The organism is Novosphingobium sp. FSW06-99, from assembly GCF_001519065.1.
Taxonomy (GTDB): Bacteria; Pseudomonadota; Alphaproteobacteria; order Sphingomonadales; family Sphingomonadaceae; genus Novosphingobium.
In genome coordinates this window covers 331560-349397 of the sequence record NZ_KQ954252.1, presented here as the reverse complement: position 1 = coordinate 349397, position 17838 = coordinate 331560, and the positions used below count along the sequence as shown (strand labels likewise).

Genomic DNA, 17838 nt, shown 5'->3' with positions numbered 1-17838 from the left:
TGCCATGGAGCGTTTGCTGATGTCGCAAGACCCTGTCGATGATGTGCTGGTCCCTGACCTGATCGTGCCCAGTCGCACAGTCGGCTATACAAAGGGCCATGAAACGCGCGAGATGATCTTGCGTTCTGCGCTGGGGATACTGATCGAAGAAGGCTGGCAGGCAATGTCGATGCGACGCATCGCAGCCTCTTGCGGGATCAAGTTCGGCAACCTTACCTACCATTATCGCACGCGGGAGGAACTCGTGCGCGAATTGCTGGAAGCCGTGATTTCCGCTTATGAACGCGAATTCGAAACCACCGTCTATCAAAGCGGTCTGACACCGGAACAGCGGCTGGAACGATATTGCAGCCTGGTTCTGGAGGATATCCAGAGCAAAAAGACCACGCGCCTGTTTCCCGAGCTATGGGCCCTGTCAAATCATGACCAGTTTGTCCATGATCGCATGCACGAACTCTATGCCAGGGCCAGGGCCCCTATCAATGATATCGTCGCCCTGATGCGACCCGATCTTCAGCAGAAGGACTGCGACGATCTTTCCCTGTTCATCTCGTTTTCGATGGAAGGGTCGACAGTTTTTGCAGGGTATGCAAAGCCATTTCTGTCATCCATGCCACAGATAAAGCGGATATCGATCAAAAGTTTCATAAATATTGTTAATACTTATGTGCCGGAGATTTGAGAAAACCTGGCCGACCGTGGTTCATCGTGCCAGCATCAGCCTCCGATTTTCATCTTTGGCTTGGACAAGCACGGGCGCCGGTGTCGTCATGCAACAGCGTGTCGGCGGGCGCCGCAGCCAGATCTGCCTTCAGCAGGGCAGCCGCCCCGGTTTCATCGCAAAATTCATTCAACGCATAGCGATAATCGGGCGAATCATAGCCTTGTGGCACATCACCCAGACGTGCGCGGGCCGCTGCCACCATGCCGAGATCGTACAACAGCCGGGCGTCGGGGACTTATTCGGTTGCGCCGGGCTCTCAGGCCAATTCGACGGGGATTGTTTTTGACAGTGGCGTCCCGCCAACCGGATGGCACGGTCGCAAATGCCGGAATCGGACCACCGGAGCAGCGCCCTCGAACACGCTCAAAAAACGGCAGGATGGCTCAAACCGCCCCATGGGCCGATACTATAGTGGACGCGGCGATGCACATGGCGACGATCGCAACAGGTGGCAGGCGAAACCGTATCAGCAAGACAAAGGCCAACGCGGCGATCGCGAGATCGGTGGGGCGCAAGATCGCACTTGAACAGACTGGCGTGCAAAACGCCACCCCCAGGATCCCCACGACCGCCGCGTTGGCACCGGCCAGGGCCGCGCGCGCTTGCGCATGCCTATTCACCCAGTTCCAGACCGACAGGCCCGCCACGGCAATCAGCATTCCGGGCAGGAAAATCGCCCCCAATGCCGCTGCCGACCACAGGGCCATGGTTGACACGCTGGCATGCTGGGGGGCCACCGCCGCGCCGAGGTAGGCTGCAAAAGTGAACAAGGGCCCGGGCATCGCCTGCGCCGCACCATAGCCGGACAGGAACGTGGTGTCGTTCAGCCAGCCTGCGGGCACCAGACCGGCGCGCAGCAGTGGCAGCACGACATGGCCCCCGCCGAACACCAGCGCGCCCGAACGATAGAAAATCGCCGCCAGCGCCAGCAAGGAATGATCGCGGCCGGTGACGGCCATCAGCGCCAGCATCAGGGCAAGCGAGAACACGCCCAGTACGGGGCCGATCGGCAACGGCGGAGCATGGCGCCGTGCAGGTGCGTTCCTGCACAGCATCACGCCAAGCAGCGCGCCGCCAGTCAGAACCGGCACCTGCAATCCCGGCAAACCGATCAGCAGCAGGACGGCTGCCGCCAGCACGGCGATACTTTTCCTTGCCACGTCGGGACACAGTGCCCTGGTCATGCTCAGGATTGCCTGCGCGACAATCACGACCGCCACCAGTTTGAGCCCGTGCATGCAGGCATCGGCAGACCGACCCGAAAATTGCGGCACGAACAGCGCAAACGTGAACATCAGCACCGCCGATGGCAGTGTGAAGCCCACCCAGGCGGCAAAGGCTCCTGCCCAGCCCGCCCGGCGCAACCCGATCAGATAGCCCAACTGGCTGGAGGCCGGGCCCGGTATGAGCTGGCACAGCGCCACCAACCCTGCAAACTCGTCCGAAGTCAGCCATTTTCGCCGACGGACATACGTCCGCTCAAAATAGCCGATGTGCGCGACCGGACCGCCAAACGAGGTAAGACCCAGGCCCAGTGCCACCGCAAACACTTCCAGCGCCAACGCCGGCGATCGTGGCGGGGCATCGTCGATATGGGTGCTCAGAACGTCCATTGGTAGGCCAGATAATATGTCCCCGGATGGCTCACGGCCGCCCCGTCCACCGCATAGGACAGTCCGCCGTGGCCGGCCGAGAACAACAGGTGGTGGTGGTCCGAAACATCATATTGGCCACCGAAGTTGAAGCCGGTCGAGCCGCCGCGCCCCACCATGCTAGCGGTCTGGTGGAAAAGCTCGCCACCCAGGGCCAGTTTCGCGGTTATCTGTCTTTGCACCAGCCAACCGGTGAACCAGTAGTCGCGGTTTCCGGGACCGGGGTTGAGCCAATACCCACCGCCGCCATAAGTCGTCCACTTGCCAAGATTTTTCTGCAGCCACAGCGGCAGAAATACTTGCACCTGCCCGGCCCCAAGATTGCGACCGGCTTTGCCAGAGGGCAGTTCGATCAGGGGGAACACCCCGACTTCGGGATACCAGTCGTGCTCGCCGGGGCTGATAAGACGATATTTCATGCCGAGTTCGGTATCGCCGATGCCAAAAGCCGCCGGACTTCCCGAGGGCGCATCATAGGCGGTTGTCGCGATGACGTGGAGCTGAAGATTGGGGGCCGCGCCGTAATTGACCTCAAGCGACGGACCGAGCCCGGTTGCATCGTGGTTGCCAACGGCGCCGGCAGCAAAAGTATAGACCTCCCAATGGCCCAATTCGACGGGTTCCGGGTCATCGGTCTCGAATGGCGGGCCCGCGCAGGCCCGATCAGGCAAAACCGCCAGGGCTGACACCAGCAGCAACGGGACCAGCGAACTGACCCCAAGTCGGATGCCACAGACCTTTATCATCGCTGCTGGCTCCGCCCAGGTCATCGGGTGCCTATTTCCAGAACACGCCCGCGCGGCCGATGGTTTTCCGTTTGCGGAACATGTTGAGGTACATCCACATTCCGGAAATCGCAAAGAACAGCAATGCGGCGCCGATGATGGCCGAAATCACCTTGCCGAACATGCCGAAATAGGCGCCCGAATGAAGATCGATGATGAAATGGTACAGATCCTGCTGTTTGCGATGTGGTTTGGCCGGAACCGGCGAACCATCAGTCCCGTTCGGTATGGGATAAGAGATACCAGGGGTACCACTGGCCACCGGAGCGGCAACCGCAGCCGGGGGCGCATCGTGACCTTCGCCGCCTGCCAGCGAGATGATTTGTCCGACCATGCCGGTGGCGGCGATCCATACGATAAAGACGCCGGCGAAAACTGCCAGCCAGCGATGCCATTTGCGCAAAAATCTGTCCTTTCGGTTTCAATGACCCGTTTGCTCTGGCCGGCACCAGGCGGTCATCATCACGATTGGTACCCCCGGTTTGCCTGAACATCAAAGCGCAAGACACTCCCGCAACCGGGATAGTATCTTGCGCTCGGATGGCAGACAACGGTCAGGATTTTGATGGGCGTCGCTGTCAGAACTTGACTTGCACGGTTCCCTGCACCTGACGGCCGACCTGATAGACCGAGTAGGTGCCATCATAGTCGAACCGGGGGCGACCATTGGACAAGTTGAACACGGCCAGTTTCAGCTTCACATGGCCAAGATCGTAAGCCACCGAGGCATCGACCGTCGCATAGGAATTGAGCCAGGTCGTGCCATCGCTCGCGAGTTGCGGACCGATGATCTTGTCCGACACACTCGCCTGCAGCTTGTGATAGTCGTAGATCAGGCCGAACGCGGCGGTGCGCTTGGGGGAGTTGGTGAAATAGGTCACGCCGTCGGCCGGGTTGCCATCGTTGGTATTGCGCGCGACGTTGATCGATCCGTTGGCAAAACCGGTGAAGCCATAGCCGATGTGATAGGCGCCCTGCGCTTCAAAACCGTAATAGCGGCCCTTGCCGTCATTGAGGTAGCAAAAGCAGCCACTGTGTTTGTCTGCCACGAGCACGTTGTTGGCATCGATATAGTAATAATCGCCATCCAGCGTCAGCTTGCCCGCAGTGTAGACCGAACCGATCTGATAGGTCGTGGTGGTCTGCGGCGCTGTCGGCGAAACCGTGCCGCCCGCCACCGCCGACACGGTCTTGACCGGCGGCACCAGGAAACCGGTCGCGGCCTGCGCATAGAACGACCAGTTGGGCCGGACCCGGTAATTGGCGGTGATGAACCACATCGTCTTGTTATAAGTGCGGCTGCCGTTGGAATAGAACACACCGGTGCCATCGAGCGCGGTGCCGGTTTCGAGCGCGTTGTCGACGCTGCGGACGTAGTGCAGTTGCTTGATCCCCGGCGTTATGGTCAGGTTTTCCAGCGGCCGCCATTCGAAATCGGCAAACACCTGGACCTGGTTCCAGCTCGACGGCTCGTAATACTGATAATTGGCCAGCGACGCGGGAACCGACGTGTTGGGGCCAGCCACCGCGGCGGCCGAACCATACGTTGCGGTGGTATCGGGGGTGTTGTTGGTCAGGTCATAATTGGCGATAAAGCGCGTGGCGTTCGAATGTTCGTACAAGCCCCCGGCGCGCAACGTGCCAAAGCCGAGATCGGCATTGACGCGCAGAATGTTGCCGTAGGTGTCGTATTTGTTCTGCTTTTTGTATCCGGCGATGTCGGTGGTGGTGACCCCGGCGGCATTGACGAAATAGCTGGTTCCGGCATCCGGTCCCGTCGTCGGCGGATTGAGCAGATCGCCCGCGCTTTGCGCCGAGACGGTCTGGTTGTCGTAGTAATAATAGTAGAGGTGGTCTTCGACGGTGATGCCGCGTGCAACATTCCACTTGAGATTCAGATAGTTGAAACTGGTATTTTTGATAACATAGTTATAGCAGGTGCAATGTTCGTCGGTGGGATCGTTGTTCAGTCCAAAGTTGATGCCATAGGCCGCCTGTTGCGGCCCGCTGATGCCAAAGCCGACGATCGTACCCGAAGTGTTGTCGGTCTGGTTATAGCGGATGTGGTTGATCGAGCTGAACGCGGTCAATGTTGCATCACTGCCGATCGGCACCACCAGCTTGGCCAGGAAATTGCGGCTGACCCCGCCCATGTCGGTCAACTGGCCATCCGATGATCGGATATCGGCGCTCAGCAGCAGCTTGGCTCCGCCCAGCTCCTTGATCGCGCCGGTCTGGATCGTGGTGACATAGGACTGCGTGTTGAAGCTGCCATACGTCGCTTTCTGGCTGGCGCCCATGGTGTCGCTGACCTGGGGCGAGAACAAGTGGAGCGCGCCGCCGAAGTTGGCCTGCCCCATGTCGCCCGCCGCACCCGGTCCGCGATCGACCACCGAGGTGCCGATGGTCGAACTGGGGAAGAACGCTGCCGGGTGGTGCGTGGTGTCGTTGGCGTCGCCAAAGGCGATGCCGTCATAGGTGATGTTGAACTGGCCGTCCTGAAAGCCGCGCATGGTCGCGCTGCCGACATCGCCAACGCCGCCGCCATTCGCACCAAAGCTGTTGACCGACGGGGCGATCGCCACGGTGGTGGTGTAGTCACCGCTTTCAGGCGTCGATTGTTCGATGAACTTGTGCGTGATCAGCGATTCCGGCTGGGTCTCGTAGATCGAGGCTTTCGAGGGGGCGTTGGTGGCGGCGTCGTTCTTTTCGGCCGTGACCACGATCTGCGAAACATCGGTCCCTTCGGTCCCGGTTGCGGTGGTGGTGGCCGACGTCACAGGAGGGGCGCCTGCGGGCGGAGCGGCATCGGCCATGGCGGGCAACGAAGACAACAATGCCGCGGCAGAACTGCATAGCAGCAAGTGGAGGTTTCTCATGATCATACTCCCGTTTAGACGCCCGGGAGCGGGGCTAGGTCTGGGCTGTGTCAATCATGTGACAAAGCCTGGAATGCCGCTCAAATGGCCACCCGACACAGGATTTCAGGTGGTTGCTGCGTGCAAGCGCAACACGGGGCTGACCCGGGGTGGTTGCTCACTGCGCTGTCTGGCGCTGGCCCTTGCCCGTCAACGGCACAAACCGGGCCGGGCGCAGCGTGGATTGGCGCCATTGGGTGGCGTTCAACCTTTCCGCCAAAACCAGTTGCTCGTCGTCCTGGCTCGGGCCGACGGGCATAACCAGACGCCCTCCCGGCTTTAGGGCCGAGAGGAACTCCAGGGGAATTTCGCTGCTGCCTGCGGCGACAACGATGGCATCATAAGTATCGGGTGTGCAGACCCCCATGGCAACCGCGTCACCGACCCGCACGTCGATGTTGCCATAGCCGAGGCTGGCAAGACGCCGTTGGGCCAGTCGTGCGTGCGGTTCCAGGATTTCGACCGACGTGACGCGCGCGGCCATCTGGCCAAGTACAGCGGCCTGATACCCCGACCCCGTTCCGACATCGAGCACATGTCCGCCACGCGGATCAGCCGCGCCGGCCAATACCGCAACAAGTTCGGGATGGGAAATGGTCTGCTCCAGGCCGATTGCCAGCGGCATGGGCAGATAGGCAAAATCATCGATGAGCGGGCAGACAAAGCGTTCACGGGGAACCAGCGCCATGGCGCCGAGTGCGCGGGCGATTGCCGAAGGATCGATCCGATCCGCCAGTGCCTGCATTCTGCTGCGGATGGCATCGATCATCAGGGTGCGTCGCTGACGGGCATCTGCAGGTGCCTGCAAGAGCCATTCAATCTTGGCGTCTTCGCGCCACAGATCGACAAGCGAACGCCCCGCATCGGTTGTCGATCCGCGCTGAAGGTCGGCGATGGTGTCGGCAAGGTATCCCAATTTCGGGCCTTTCATAGCCAGCGTTTGGACATGGCAGCCGCATCACCGTTGTCGATGTGGCGACATAATATGAGGTCGGACGGTCCAATCCCGATCAACCGCTACCGCTAAGGTCAATGCCGTCCGGCACCACGCTTATGTGGGTCGCCTCGACGATGCGCTCTGCAAGGGCTTCGATGGCGGCGCGGTCCGTGCCGCAGGTCATGACGAAGCCGAGCCTGTCCGCATTGTCGAGTGGTGGCCGCACCGTGTCGCCGGGCCGGGCGAGCAGCATCACCTCGACCAGCGCGGGGTCGGATTGCTGCTGCACGGTCACGGCGGCCAGTCGGCCGGCGCGCGGTGCCGTCAGCCAACGCGTGACCGCATGCATTGGCGGGGTCAGCTTCGGCAATCGGCCGTGCAGGTGCAGATCGATCAGATCGGCATGCGCCGATCGCGCGCGCGCCGCACTGATCAGGCGGGGAATGCGCGCGCCGACCAACCGGGGATTGACTTCGACCAGTTGCGGGCCGTCGGCGGTCAGCATCACTTCAACATGCGCCGCGCCATGATCGAACCCGATCGCGTCGAGCACGGCAAACAGCCAGCTTTCCAGAGCGCCGAACTGCCCGGCGTTGGTGGTCAGACAACCACCGCAAATGGCGAACGAGGGCGGCGGATAGAACAGCTTCTCGTTGACGCCCAACAGCACATGATGGCCATCGGCGCTCATCGTGTCGCAGCCGATGAGCGTGCCATCGAACAGCCGTTCGACCAGCAATTGCCCTTGCGCTGCCACACCCAGCCCGTAATCGCCTGGCCCGGCGGCAACGGGGCCGGCCAAGGCCCGCAGCAACACCAGATCAGCCGCATCACGCAGGGCGAAAATATGCTGGGAGCCAAAGCCGTCGACCGGCTTGACGATCAGCGGCAGACCCAGCCTGTCGACGGTTGCGATCAGGTCTTCGCGGCCTGTCGTGACGGCATAGGGGGGCTGGGCGATGCCTGCATCGGCAAGGCGGGACCGTACGGCTGCCTTGTTGCGCGCCAAGGATGCCGTCGCGGGATTGAGATGACGCAGGCCAAGCGCCTGTGCGATGAGGGCCGTCTCGACGATGCGCAAATCCTGCAAACACACGATGGCGTCAAATTTGCAGGATGCGATACTTGCCATAGCATCCCCGATTGCAAAGCCGGGCACCTCGATCACCGCCTCGGCGCGGGCCAGCCATGGCGCCACTTCGGCCTGCGCCCGATAATGCCGGGCATCGGCCGTCAGCAAGGTGAACCGGTGTCCTGCGTGCAGCGCCGCTGCAAAAATGTCGGTGTCATTGCCGCCGGGCAGCTCGACGATCAGCAGATGACTCATGGTGTTTCTGCCAGACGAAAGCCCATCGCATAGGCCGCCGAGCGCGGATTGTGGCCGTGACGCCGCCGCGTGCGCGCCAGGTCGCCAAACCGCGAGAAGCAACCGCCGCGTGCCACTCGGTAGGCGCCGTGTATCTGCACCAGATGGTCCGCCACGAAATCGCCGCCGGGATAGGCTGCATATGTGTCTGCGGTAAACTCCTCGACATTGCCGCCCATGTCGGCCGCTCCGCATGGCGCCTCGCCGCCAACGAAAACACCCACAGGAGACGTGTCGAACAAGCCGCATTCGCCGGTATTGGCCAGCGCCGGGTCGAAATGTGCGCCCCACGGATATTCGCGCCCCTGCGGTCCAGCCGCAGCATGTTCCCATTCGGCCTCGGTCGGCAGGCGAAATGCCCGCCCGGTGTGCGCGGCCAGCCATGCCGCATAGGCATCGGCCGATGCGGGCGAAACGGTGTAGACCGGATGATTGGCGCGCTCGACGGGATAGCGACGCGACGTCCAACTGCTCGGCATTTCGCAATGGCCGGTGTCGAGCAGGAAATCACGGTATTCGCGATTGGTCACCGGAAAGCGGGCGATGCGATATGGCACGAGCGTCACGCGATGACGCGGCGCCTCTTTCGCGATCCAATCGCGCGCGATGCCCAAATGTGCGAGCGTTGCCACGGTGCCTTCGATATCGGCCGGGTCAATCCCGATTTCGACATGGCCGCCGGCGAGGTCCAGCATGTCGGGTGCCATGGTGTCGATGCGCGGATCGCCCAACAGTGCCAGATGATGGCCGGCGGCGATGCGACGCGCCAGCGATTGTGGCTTTGCACCGACGATGGCCAGCAAAGTTGCGACAGGTGTCGCGTGCAAGCTGGCCATGGCATCGCCGACCCGGGTTTGCAGGTCGGTGACCACCAGCCTGTCGGGCAAGGACAGGCGCTCGCGATCCGTCATCGTGCCACTGGCGCAATGCGCGGCATCGAGCCTCGGTTGGTGCCAGACCGGTGCCTGGAACAGGCGGGCATGTGCGGTCATGCGGCGTCCTTTTGCCGGGCCCAGTGACAAAATCGGACTGTCAGCCGGGCCAGCCGCTCGTCCAGCGCGGGCTCTGTCAGCGTGCCGCCCGCATCCCATTGGGCATCGGCAAAGGGCAGCACAAAACTCTCTCCAAAGCCGATCGCCCCGACATAGCCCAGCACCGCGCGAAGCGCCGGGATCAAGGCGCCGCCCGTGCCACCCGAAACCGCCAGCATCAGCACCGGCTTGTCGGCAAAGGCATTGTCGGTTCCGCGCTCGATCCATGGCAGGCGCGAGATCCAGTCGATGGTGTTTTTCACAAACGGCGCGATCCCGGCGTTGTATTCCGGGGCGGCGAGGATGATCGCATCGGCCCTGGCAAACCGGTCGTGCAAGGCGCGCAATGCGACCAGCAGCGTCGGATCGGTTTCGAGATCGGGATTGACGAGCGGCAGGCTGATCTCGGCAGGACACAGCCGGTCGATTATCGTGCCCGACGGCAGGTGTGCCACACACAGATCCAGCAGACGGGCGCTGTGCGAGGCCGCCCTGGCGCTGCCGCACAGGAAAAGGATGCGCATCAGGCCGCGGCCCGCTGCGCAAGAAGGGTCTCGGGTATCGGCAGAGGCATCACCTCGCCGGCATAGCTGGCCGCCAGAAAACATCCGCCGGTTTCGCTCCAGCACAACGCCGAAATGCCCGCCTTGCTGATCCGTCGCATCGGCAGAAAGCTGCGCGTGGCGCGATCGAACAGTGCGACCGTGCCGCCATAACTGCCGCTGGCGATCCAGCGGCCGCACGGGCTTGCCGCCATGCATTTGACCGAATTGGGATGGGGTGTCCGGAACGCCGGTGCGCAATCGTTCAGCCACAGCCGCAGCATCCGGTCACGCCCCACGCTGGCAAAGCCTTCGTCGGCCAGCGCGCATGCCGCGTTGGCGATACGGGTGTGGGCATGGGCCAAGCGGCGGATTTCAGTGCCGGTCGCGGGGTCGTGCCATGCGATATCGGTGTTGGCACAGACGGAAAACAACAGCCCACCGGCCGAAGCCAGGCTTTTGACGGCATGGGCATAAGGGTGGATAACGCGAACCAGGGTCAGGTCCGACCCGACCTCGAACAGCAGGATCTCGCCGGTATAGGCGCCGATCGCGACATGCGGCGTGCCGCCCATGGCAAACGATGTCGCGCAGTTGAGCGGCGCGTGATGGCGGTAGAGAACGGCCCCGCTTGCCGCATCGCAGATTTCGCCCAGATGGCCACCGGTCAACACACGTCCTTGTGCTGCGCACAGGAAATTGCACAACGATCCGACGTTCCCCGCAAAGGCGCCATCGGCCTGCAATGCGCCGGCGTCGCCGATTGTCAGGATGGTTCCGGCCTGTTCGATGATCGCGTTGATGGCCGGACCTGCTGAAACGCCTTCCATATCCCACAGCGCGGTCTGCGGGTCGAACAGGCCAAACGTCGTTCCAAAACTGCCCACTGCGATGCGTCCATCGGGGCAGACCGCAGCGGCCCGTGCCCAGACTTGCGGCGGAATTTCGGAGCGGGCGACCATGCGGGGAATGGCGGCTGTCACATCCCACACGGCCAGCATCCGGTCATAGCCCAGTGTCACCATGCGCTGGCCATCGCGGGCAATGACCAGCTTCTTGATCCCGGCCTGGTGGCCTGCAACAAAGATCGGTGTGCCGCCCTGCACGACCGCGATGCGCCCCAGATCATCGCCTGCCATGATCCGGCCATCGCGGGTGATCTCGACGCAATCGCTGCGCATGCCCAGATCGTCAACGCCAAGGCACATGCCCTTGTCGGCATGCCAGGTGCGCAACGTTCCATCGACGCTGCTGGTTACGAAACGGTGGTCATCGAGCCATGCCAGCGAGAGGATATTGCCGGTATGGCCTTGCATGGCGTGGCGCAGAACGCCGTCGGCACCGAACACCCGCACGACCCGGTCCAGCGCGCATGTCGCAACCAGGCTGTCGTCGGGCGAAAAGCGTGCCATGTCGACATCATCGTCATGACCGGTCAGAACCGCGATCAGGCGAAGATCGGGCAGCGACCAGATGCGCGCCGAATAGTCGCTGCTGGCGCTGACGAGATAGCGACCATCGTGGCTGAAATCGCAGGCGTTGACCAGATGATCGTGCGTGGACCGTGCGACCGGCAAGCGCGTGACGGCATCCCACAGGATCAGCCGATTGTCATAGCCTGCAGTGGCGACCCAGGGGCCTTGGGCGGCGACGCCCGCGATCGGACCTGAATGATGCATAATGTGCTTCCGGCGGGATCGATCGGCGGTGCACCAAGCCCCGATCGACACCTTCAATCGCAAACGTAAATCGGCATGGTAAAGACTATCGATGCTCCCGATTCAGGGAAATTGCGGATACCGGCTGCTCGATAAGATCGCGCGGTGCGAACTTTTTTGCGCGACCGACTGAGGCGCCCCACTGCGCGCGGCGTCTCGGGGTGGTCATATGCCCATCCGCATAACGCCAACGCGCGCATCCGATCGCTCCATGGCTCGCCGCTGTCGGGCCGGCAAGCCATGGTCTGTTGCATCATCTGCGGGCGGATCCGGGTGGTTTGGTCAGGCCGCATGACGGTTTCAGCCCAACTTCTGGCCCATGCCGCGTTCCGCCCGGATGCCGTTGCCATCGAGCCGATCGTCGGTCCGACGATGACGTACGGCAATCTGGCAGACACCGTCGAGGCACGCGCCCAGGCGCTGGTTGATGCCGATCTTGCCGCTCTGCCTGATCCTGTCGTGCTGGAAGGCGACTATTGCGCGGACATGGTGGTGATGGAACTGGCATTGCTTGCCGCCGGGATTCCCGTCCTGTCGCTTTCCGCCGCGTTCTCTGAAAACGAACGTCAGAACGTCATCAGCGACTGTCGTGCCAGACAGATCGGGCACCGCACACACGTCCCGCGGCACGGTTCAACCTGTCGCTTTCCCGCCGGAACAGCCTGGATCACTTATGCCTCCGGCGCGTCCGGCACGCCGGAGGTGATGGCTTTTGATGGCGACCATCTGGTGATGGTGGCCCGCAATGTGGTCGCGGCCCTGGGCGATCACGCGGCGGGGCGGCATCTGGCGGTCCTGCCTCCGGGGACCCTGCTGGAAGCGGTCTGCGGCATGTTTGCGACTTTGCTTGCGGGCGGCACCTATGTTTGTCCGCCACAGGCGCTGATCGGCATGGCTGATCCGCTCCATCCCGAATGCCAGGTGCTGGCGGCGTTTGTCGCCCAACACCGTATTACGACCCTGATCCTGGTACCCGAACTGCTGATGCAACTGGTTGCGGCGATCGAAACGACGGGGGTTGATTGCCCTGATCTGTCGATTGTCGCGGTGGTCGGCGGACGGGTTCCGCCCGCCGTGTTCGCGCGCGCGAGGCAGTTGGGATTGCCGGTCCGGCAGGGCTATGGCGTGCCCAAGGCAGGATCGATCGTCGCGCTTGAGGCAGCCGAAGGCGACCCGCTTGGCGCAGTTGGGCGGGTCTTGCCGCATCTGCGGGCAAGACTGGCTCCTGACGGGGAGATCCTGCTGGACAGCCAGCAGGGGATTTCCTCCCACGCGTCGTGGCCGCTGCACACCGGCGATCTTGGCCATATCGATCAGGCCGGTCGGCTGTGGGTCGACGGGCGCAAACCCGGCGTGATCGCAACGAGCCATGGCCACACCGTTGCAACACGCTGGCTGGAAGAGCGGCTGCTCGCGCAACCAGGTGTGGCGCAGGCCATGGTCTATGGGGATGGTATGCCCCTGCCGCGCGCGCTGCTGGTGCCGGCCAGTCCCTTGGCCGACCTCGATGCTGCGGTGGCCAGTGTCAATGCCGAACTGCCCGCCTATGCACGCATCGATATCTGGCAGGAGGTTTCGCCATTTGCGCGGACAAGCGCCCGGACTGCGGATGGTGACCGGCTGGACCGGCACGCGATCAGTGCGCAGTGGCTCGACGCAGAACCATCCTTTTTTACCCGGCTGGAGGCGGCGACCGTTCGCCAGCGGCTTGCCTTTCTGGCATTGGCGCACATGCATGCCGGTCTGTCGGGCACCATCAGTCGCGCGACATATCTGGCCTATCTCGGGCAGGCGCATCACCATTTGCGCCATGTCATGGCCGCGGTCCGGATGATCCGTGCGCGGCTTGCGCATCGACCGGGGCTGGTTGCAGCCCTTGACGCCTATGAAGCCAACCAGGCCTCGTGCAAGGCAGCCATTTTCAATGCGGTGGTCGGGGCCGGAGGCCATGCCGCGCTTGCTTTCGAGCCGGAGCACCATTCCGCGGCCGGTCTGATGATCGAGCATGCCTTGCGCGAAACAGGTGAACGCAATCCCCTTGCGATAGCAGGCATGGCTTATGCCATGGAATGCGTCGGCATGGGATTGGTGCAGCATGGGGCCAGCGCGTTGGCCACCAATCGCGACCCGCCGCCTGACGCCCTGCTGTGTCTTGCCGCCATCCACGCGCGCGATCGCAAATCCATCCATCTGTTCGAGGCGCTTGTGAACGATATAACCGATCCAGAGGATCAGACGGCGGTTTTGTCCATGGCCCGGACAGCTTTCGGTCTATTGGGCGTCATGTTCACGGCGATCTCGCTGGAATCTCGTCACGACGATTCGCGGGAACGCGGCATGCGCCTTGCCAAAGGGTATCGATGACCGGTGTGAAGATGCCCCTTGCCGAAACCGGTTCCGATGCGAATGGTCCTGTTGGCGGATTGGCGGCGGTCTTTGCCGATTGCCGACCCGCCCTGGTGCGGTTTCTGGCGGCACGGACGGGCGATCCGCAATTGGCACATGATCTGGCGCAGGACCTGTGGATCAAACTTGCGGTCGGCGCGACGGGGCCGGTCAACAATCCGCGTGCCTATCTGTTTCGCATGGCCAACAATCTGGCGTTGGACCATGCGCGGGGCGCGCGGCGGGCCATGGCGCGGGATCGGGGCTGGCTGGAGGCGGATGGTGCGTCCACCGCCATGCCGGAAGACCGGCCCGATCCCGCGCCATTGGCCGACGCCATGGTCGAGCAGCGTCAGGAAGCCGAAATTCTGGCCCGGGCCATCGCCGGTCTGCCAGCGGGCGCGCGCCGTGCGCTGCTGCTCTATCGCTTTGACGACATGTCGCAGGCCGATGTTGCCGGAACGATGGGTATCAGTCGCAGCGGGGTCGAAAAACATCTTGCGGTGGCCATGAAACATTTGCGGCAGGCCTTGATCAACTGCGGATATCGCGACGCAATGGCGTCTGGTCTGGGGACACGGAGCGAGGGAACGCCTCCAGCGGAGCCTTTGACATGATGGATCGCGACGACAGGACGGATCTCGGCCGGATCATCGATGAAGCCATCATTTGGCATGTGGCCAGCGCAGACGATGCGATGGACTGGGATGTGTTCACATTCTGGCTGGAGGCCGATCCGCGCCATCGTGCGTGCTATCAGGACATCGCGCGCATGGATGCCACCCTGCTCGATCACCGTGACGCAATCCGCGCCGCCCTGGCTGAACACCAGGCGCCGACCCGTTCATTTCCGGGCCGGCGTGCAAGGTTGTCGGCCTGGGCCTTGGTGGCGGCGGCGGCTGTTGCTATCGGCTTCGTGTGGTTTCCGGGGCGCGAGGTGCCTCAGGCGCGGGTCTATGCCACCGCCGCCAACGCGATGCCCGTCAAACTGACGGATGGCTCGACAATCGATCTGGCGCCTCGCAGTCGCCTGACCATTTCCGGGCATGATGAGCGTGACCTTGCCCTGGAAGGCGGTGCTTATTTTACCATTCGTCATGATCCGGCCCGGCCGCTTGCAATCACCGCCGGCCCCGTGACGGTGCATGACATCGGCACCAGCTTTGACATCCAGTCCGATCCGGAAAATGCCAGGGTCGAGGTTGCCGAGGGACATGTCCGTGTCGATGCCCGGTCCATGGACACGCCCGCTCCGTTGCAGGCAGGACAATCGCTCAGGTTTGATGGACAGGCAGGACAAGTCCTGATCGAAACTGTCGGAATTTCACCCATGGGCGGGTGGCGCCATCATCAGCTCAATTATAACAGCGTCCCGCTCGCTCTGGTCGTTGGTGATCTTAACCGTTATGCAGGGGCGCGTGTTACGGTGCCCGGCGATCTGGAGCACCTTCGTTTTTCGGGGTCGCTGGTAACGGTCGATGGGAACAGGGCGGTGCGTGATCTTGCCCAGCTCATGGGGCTGGATATTGTCCGCGGTCCTCATGGCGACCGGTTGGTCGCCCCCGGCAGCCTGCGCCCGCACAGAGGCTGAAGCGCTCCATCGACGGTTTACCTTGCCCGGCTTGCCACTGGCGGCCGCCTTGCAGCGTGTCGCCGAAGCATCCGGCGTAGCCATCGGAACTGTCGGCCCGTTGCCCGCAGTCGTGACGCGACCCGTCCATAACGAAACCCGCCTTGCAACCGCGCTTGCGCATATGCTGGCGGGAACAGGATACATCGCGCGGCGGATCGGGCCCACTGCCTGGCGGATCGAGCCGGCACCGATGCCCAAAGCGGGACTTCGTCAGGGCGTCCAGCCGCCCCTGCCGCCCGGCGAGGATATCGTCATCACGGCGGCAAAACGTCAGCAGACCCGCTCTACGCTGCCAATGGCGATCTCGGTCTTTCGAATGGAAGATGTGCGCGGCGGGGCCAATGCCAGCACGGAACTGGTTGCCGCCGAACTGGACGGATTGACGCTGACCGATCTTGGGCCGGGACGGAACCGCATGTTCCTGCGCGGTGTTGCCGACAGCCCGTTCGATGGGACCAGCCAATCCACTGTCGCGGTTATCGTCGATGATTCCCGCCTGACGTATTCGGCGCCCGATCCCGATCTCAGGCTCGTTGATGTCGATCGCGTGGAACTGCTGAAGGGTCCGCAGGGTTCTCTATACGGAACCGGTGCGCTGGGCGGCATCTACCATGTGGTGACCAACCAGGCAGACCTCGCTCGGGCCACGGCGAGCATCACGGCCGGGGCGGAGGCCGTCGATCATGGCGGAGTTGGCGCCTCCGGCTCGGCCATTCTCAATATGCCGGTGGTGAACGACATGGTGGCCGTGCGCCTGGTGGTTTACGCGTCGGATGAACCGGGCTGGATCAAGACCGGTGCGCGGGATGACAGCAACCGGGCCAGGGTATTTGGCGCACGCGGGGCGCTGGGCTGGCGCCTTGGCGCCGATTGGCGGATTGATCTGACGGCTCTGGTGCAGGAACTGAATACTGCCGACAGCCAATACACATATGCATCGGGTGCGTTGGCGCGCCCCGCGCAACTGGCCGAGCCACACGACAACGATCTTACCCACGTGGCCTTGCGCGCCGCCGGGCCGCTTGGCGCCAGCAATGTCGTTCTCGTGATGGGTTATACGGCCCACCAGGTGGGTGACACGCTTGATGCGACACAAGGCGCCAGTGATTTCGGCCTTGCGAACCCTGCCCTGTTCAACGACTTGCGCCAATACGCCGTGTGGGACAACGAAGTTCGGGTAAACGGTGAACTGGGGTCGCTGCGCTGGTTGGCCGGCTTGTCGCACGTCGAGGCGTGGGAAACCGAGACTCGCTCGCTTGGCTCGAACGGGGCCGGTACAACGTTGCAGATCGACACCTCGCACCATGCCGATTCCGACACCGGTATCTATGCGGACGTCACACTGCCGGTGACCCCGCAATTCGATATCGAGGGCGGGGGCAGACTGTTCCAGAATGTGCTCAACGAACACCGGCAGGGGTTGACCGCGTCGGGCTCCGATGAAGTCCATCAGTTGGGTGTTGCCCCGACGGCGGCCCTGGCGTGGCGGCCGCAAACCGGACGGTTGCTGTTCGTGCGGTTCGGCATGGCCAATCGGCAAGGTGGGCTGGATTATGACACCGATGGCGCCATCCATCCCTATCCCGGTGACAGACTGACCACGATCGAGGCAGGCTGGCGCCAGGAATGGCGTGATGGCCAGATCGACGTCGGCGGTTTCTATACGTGGTGGCACAACATGCAGTCGGACCTGCTGTTGCCCAATGGCCTGATTGAAACCCGCGATGCCGGCGATGCGGCCATCGCTGGGCTGGAGGCGAGCGTGCAACGCAACCTTGGGCGCAATGCAAGGCTGGAACTGGGCGCCACCGTGCAATCGGCCCGACTGGTGCATGACGCGCTCGGCATTGCGCTGGATGACGCACGCTTGCCCGCGGTGCCCGACTATACGTTGCGAGGTGCGCTTTCGCGCCAATTCGGACTTGCCGGCGCGCAGTGGGCCCTGCGCTGGGGCATGCGCTATACCGGGCCCGCACGGCTCAGTTTTGAACCGGCGCTGGATCGCCGCATGGGCAACATTCTCGACAGCGATCTGCACATTGATGCGGATTGGGGGAAAACGCACCTCGGTTTTGCCGTTAACAATCCACTCGATCGGGCCGGCAATGTGTTCGCCTATGGCAACCCGTTTCGTTCCACCACGCCGC

At 62.9% G+C, this 17838-nt stretch carries 15 protein-coding genes; 5 read left to right on the top strand and 10 right to left on the bottom strand.

The features are described 5' to 3' along the window. The first annotated feature begins 4 nt into the window (after positions 1 to 4). Positions 5 to 682, top strand: coding sequence for a TetR/AcrR family transcriptional regulator (locus AQZ49_RS04165; protein WP_231738735.1), 678 nt, complete (start codon positions 5 to 7; stop codon positions 680 to 682). Between the two features lie 49 nt (positions 683 to 731). On the opposite strand, the gene AQZ49_RS04160 is transcribed toward AQZ49_RS04165, so the two are convergent. The 10 genes from AQZ49_RS04160 to AQZ49_RS04115 form a co-directional block, all read right to left on the bottom strand. After that, positions 732 to 926 carry a hypothetical protein gene (locus AQZ49_RS04160; protein ID WP_067613218.1) on the bottom strand — a complete coding sequence of 65 codons (195 nt, stop codon included), beginning with the start codon at positions 924 to 926 and terminating at the stop codon, positions 732 to 734. A 181-nt stretch (positions 927 to 1107) separates the two neighbouring features. Continuing rightward, positions 1108 to 2337 (bottom strand): chromate efflux transporter, encoded by a 1230-nt coding sequence (gene chrA / locus AQZ49_RS04155; protein ID WP_067613216.1) that lies wholly within the window; start codon positions 2335 to 2337, stop codon positions 1108 to 1110. Next, on the bottom strand, positions 2325 to 3146 hold the full coding sequence (locus AQZ49_RS04150; RefSeq protein ID WP_156428124.1) for a hypothetical protein: 822 nt from the start codon (positions 3144 to 3146) through the stop codon (positions 2325 to 2327). The genes chrA and AQZ49_RS04150 overlap by 13 nt, the downstream gene beginning before the upstream one ends. A gap of 7 nt (positions 3147 to 3153) precedes the next feature. Further along, complete coding sequence (locus AQZ49_RS04145) at positions 3154 to 3564, bottom strand: PepSY-associated TM helix domain-containing protein (RefSeq protein ID WP_067613212.1); 411 nt, start codon at positions 3562 to 3564, stop codon at positions 3154 to 3156. A 175-nt stretch (positions 3565 to 3739) separates the two neighbouring features. Further along, positions 3740 to 6040, bottom strand: coding sequence for a TonB-dependent receptor (locus AQZ49_RS04140; RefSeq protein ID WP_197410912.1), 2301 nt, complete (start codon positions 6038 to 6040; stop codon positions 3740 to 3742). A gap of 157 nt (positions 6041 to 6197) precedes the next feature. Further along, a complete protein-coding gene (locus tag AQZ49_RS04135; RefSeq protein ID WP_197410911.1) occupies positions 6198 to 6848 on the bottom strand; it encodes a protein-L-isoaspartate O-methyltransferase family protein in 651 nt (216 codons plus the stop codon). A gap of 241 nt (positions 6849 to 7089) precedes the next feature. Continuing rightward, positions 7090 to 8343, bottom strand: a complete 1254-nt coding sequence (locus tag AQZ49_RS04130; RefSeq protein ID WP_067613206.1) for an ATP-grasp domain-containing protein — start codon at positions 8341 to 8343, stop codon at positions 7090 to 7092. After that, a complete protein-coding gene (locus AQZ49_RS04125) occupies positions 8340 to 9374 on the bottom strand; it encodes a formylglycine-generating enzyme family protein (RefSeq protein WP_082701318.1) in 1035 nt (344 codons plus the stop codon). The genes AQZ49_RS04130 and AQZ49_RS04125 overlap by 4 nt, the downstream gene beginning before the upstream one ends. Continuing rightward, positions 9371 to 9937: an NADPH-dependent FMN reductase gene (locus AQZ49_RS04120; protein ID WP_067613204.1), complete on the bottom strand. Its 567-nt coding sequence runs from the start codon at positions 9935 to 9937 to the stop codon at positions 9371 to 9373. The genes AQZ49_RS04125 and AQZ49_RS04120 overlap by 4 nt, the downstream gene beginning before the upstream one ends. Beyond that, the gene (locus AQZ49_RS04115) at positions 9937 to 11634 is read right to left on the bottom strand and encodes a WD40 repeat domain-containing protein (protein WP_067613202.1); all 1698 of its coding nucleotides are present in this window, start codon (positions 11632 to 11634) and stop codon (positions 9937 to 9939) included. The genes AQZ49_RS04120 and AQZ49_RS04115 overlap by 1 nt, the downstream gene beginning before the upstream one ends. Positions 11635 to 11964: 330 nt before the next feature. Between AQZ49_RS04115 and AQZ49_RS04110 the strand changes: the two genes are divergently transcribed. The 4 genes from AQZ49_RS04110 to AQZ49_RS04095 form a co-directional block, all read left to right on the top strand. Next, positions 11965 to 14037: an AMP-binding protein gene (locus AQZ49_RS04110; RefSeq protein ID WP_067613200.1), complete on the top strand. Its 2073-nt coding sequence runs from the start codon at positions 11965 to 11967 to the stop codon at positions 14035 to 14037. Beyond that, positions 14034 to 14675, top strand: coding sequence for an RNA polymerase sigma factor (locus AQZ49_RS04105; protein ID WP_231738733.1), 642 nt, complete (start codon positions 14034 to 14036; stop codon positions 14673 to 14675). The genes AQZ49_RS04110 and AQZ49_RS04105 overlap by 4 nt, the downstream gene beginning before the upstream one ends. Beyond that, complete coding sequence (locus AQZ49_RS04100; protein ID WP_082701309.1) at positions 14672 to 15649, top strand: FecR family protein; 978 nt, start codon at positions 14672 to 14674, stop codon at positions 15647 to 15649. Before AQZ49_RS04105 ends, AQZ49_RS04100 begins: the two co-directional genes overlap by 4 nt. 232 nt (positions 15650 to 15881) lie before the next feature. Continuing rightward, positions 15882 to 17838: TonB-dependent receptor (locus AQZ49_RS04095; RefSeq protein WP_231738729.1), on the top strand; the 1957-nt coding region annotated here is incomplete at its 3' end.

Bases quoted from the DNA above. Each gene is read 5' to 3' on its own strand.
- AQZ49_RS04165 (WP_231738735.1), top strand. From the start codon at position 5: ATGGAGCGTTTGCTGATGTCGCAAGACCCTGTCGATGATGTGCTGGTC.
- AQZ49_RS04100 (WP_082701309.1), top strand. From the start codon at position 14,672: ATGATGGATCGCGACGACAGGACGGATCTCGGCCGGATCATCGATGAA.
- AQZ49_RS04150 (WP_156428124.1), bottom strand. From the start codon at position 3,146: ATGACCTGGGCGGAGCCAGCAGCGATGATAAAGGTCTGTGGCATCCGA.
- chrA (WP_067613216.1), bottom strand. From the start codon at position 2,337: ATGGACGTTCTGAGCACCCATATCGACGATGCCCCGCCACGATCGCCG.
- AQZ49_RS04135 (WP_197410911.1), bottom strand. From the start codon at position 6,848: ATGATCGATGCCATCCGCAGCAGAATGCAGGCACTGGCGGATCGGATC.
- AQZ49_RS04125 (WP_082701318.1), bottom strand. From the start codon at position 9,374: ATGACCGCACATGCCCGCCTGTTCCAGGCACCGGTCTGGCACCAACCG.
- AQZ49_RS04160 (WP_067613218.1), bottom strand. From the start codon at position 926: ATGGTGGCAGCGGCCCGCGCACGTCTGGGTGATGTGCCACAAGGCTAT.
- AQZ49_RS04140 (WP_197410912.1), bottom strand. From the start codon at position 6,040: ATGAGAAACCTCCACTTGCTGCTATGCAGTTCTGCCGCGGCATTGTTG.
- AQZ49_RS04120 (WP_067613204.1), bottom strand. From the start codon at position 9,937: ATGCGCATCCTTTTCCTGTGCGGCAGCGCCAGGGCGGCCTCGCACAGC.
- AQZ49_RS04115 (WP_067613202.1), bottom strand. From the start codon at position 11,634: ATGCATCATTCAGGTCCGATCGCGGGCGTCGCCGCCCAAGGCCCCTGG.
- AQZ49_RS04130 (WP_067613206.1), bottom strand. From the start codon at position 8,343: ATGAGTCATCTGCTGATCGTCGAGCTGCCCGGCGGCAATGACACCGAC.
- AQZ49_RS04110 (WP_067613200.1), top strand. From the start codon at position 11,965: ATGACGGTTTCAGCCCAACTTCTGGCCCATGCCGCGTTCCGCCCGGAT.
- AQZ49_RS04105 (WP_231738733.1), top strand. From the start codon at position 14,034: ATGACCGGTGTGAAGATGCCCCTTGCCGAAACCGGTTCCGATGCGAAT.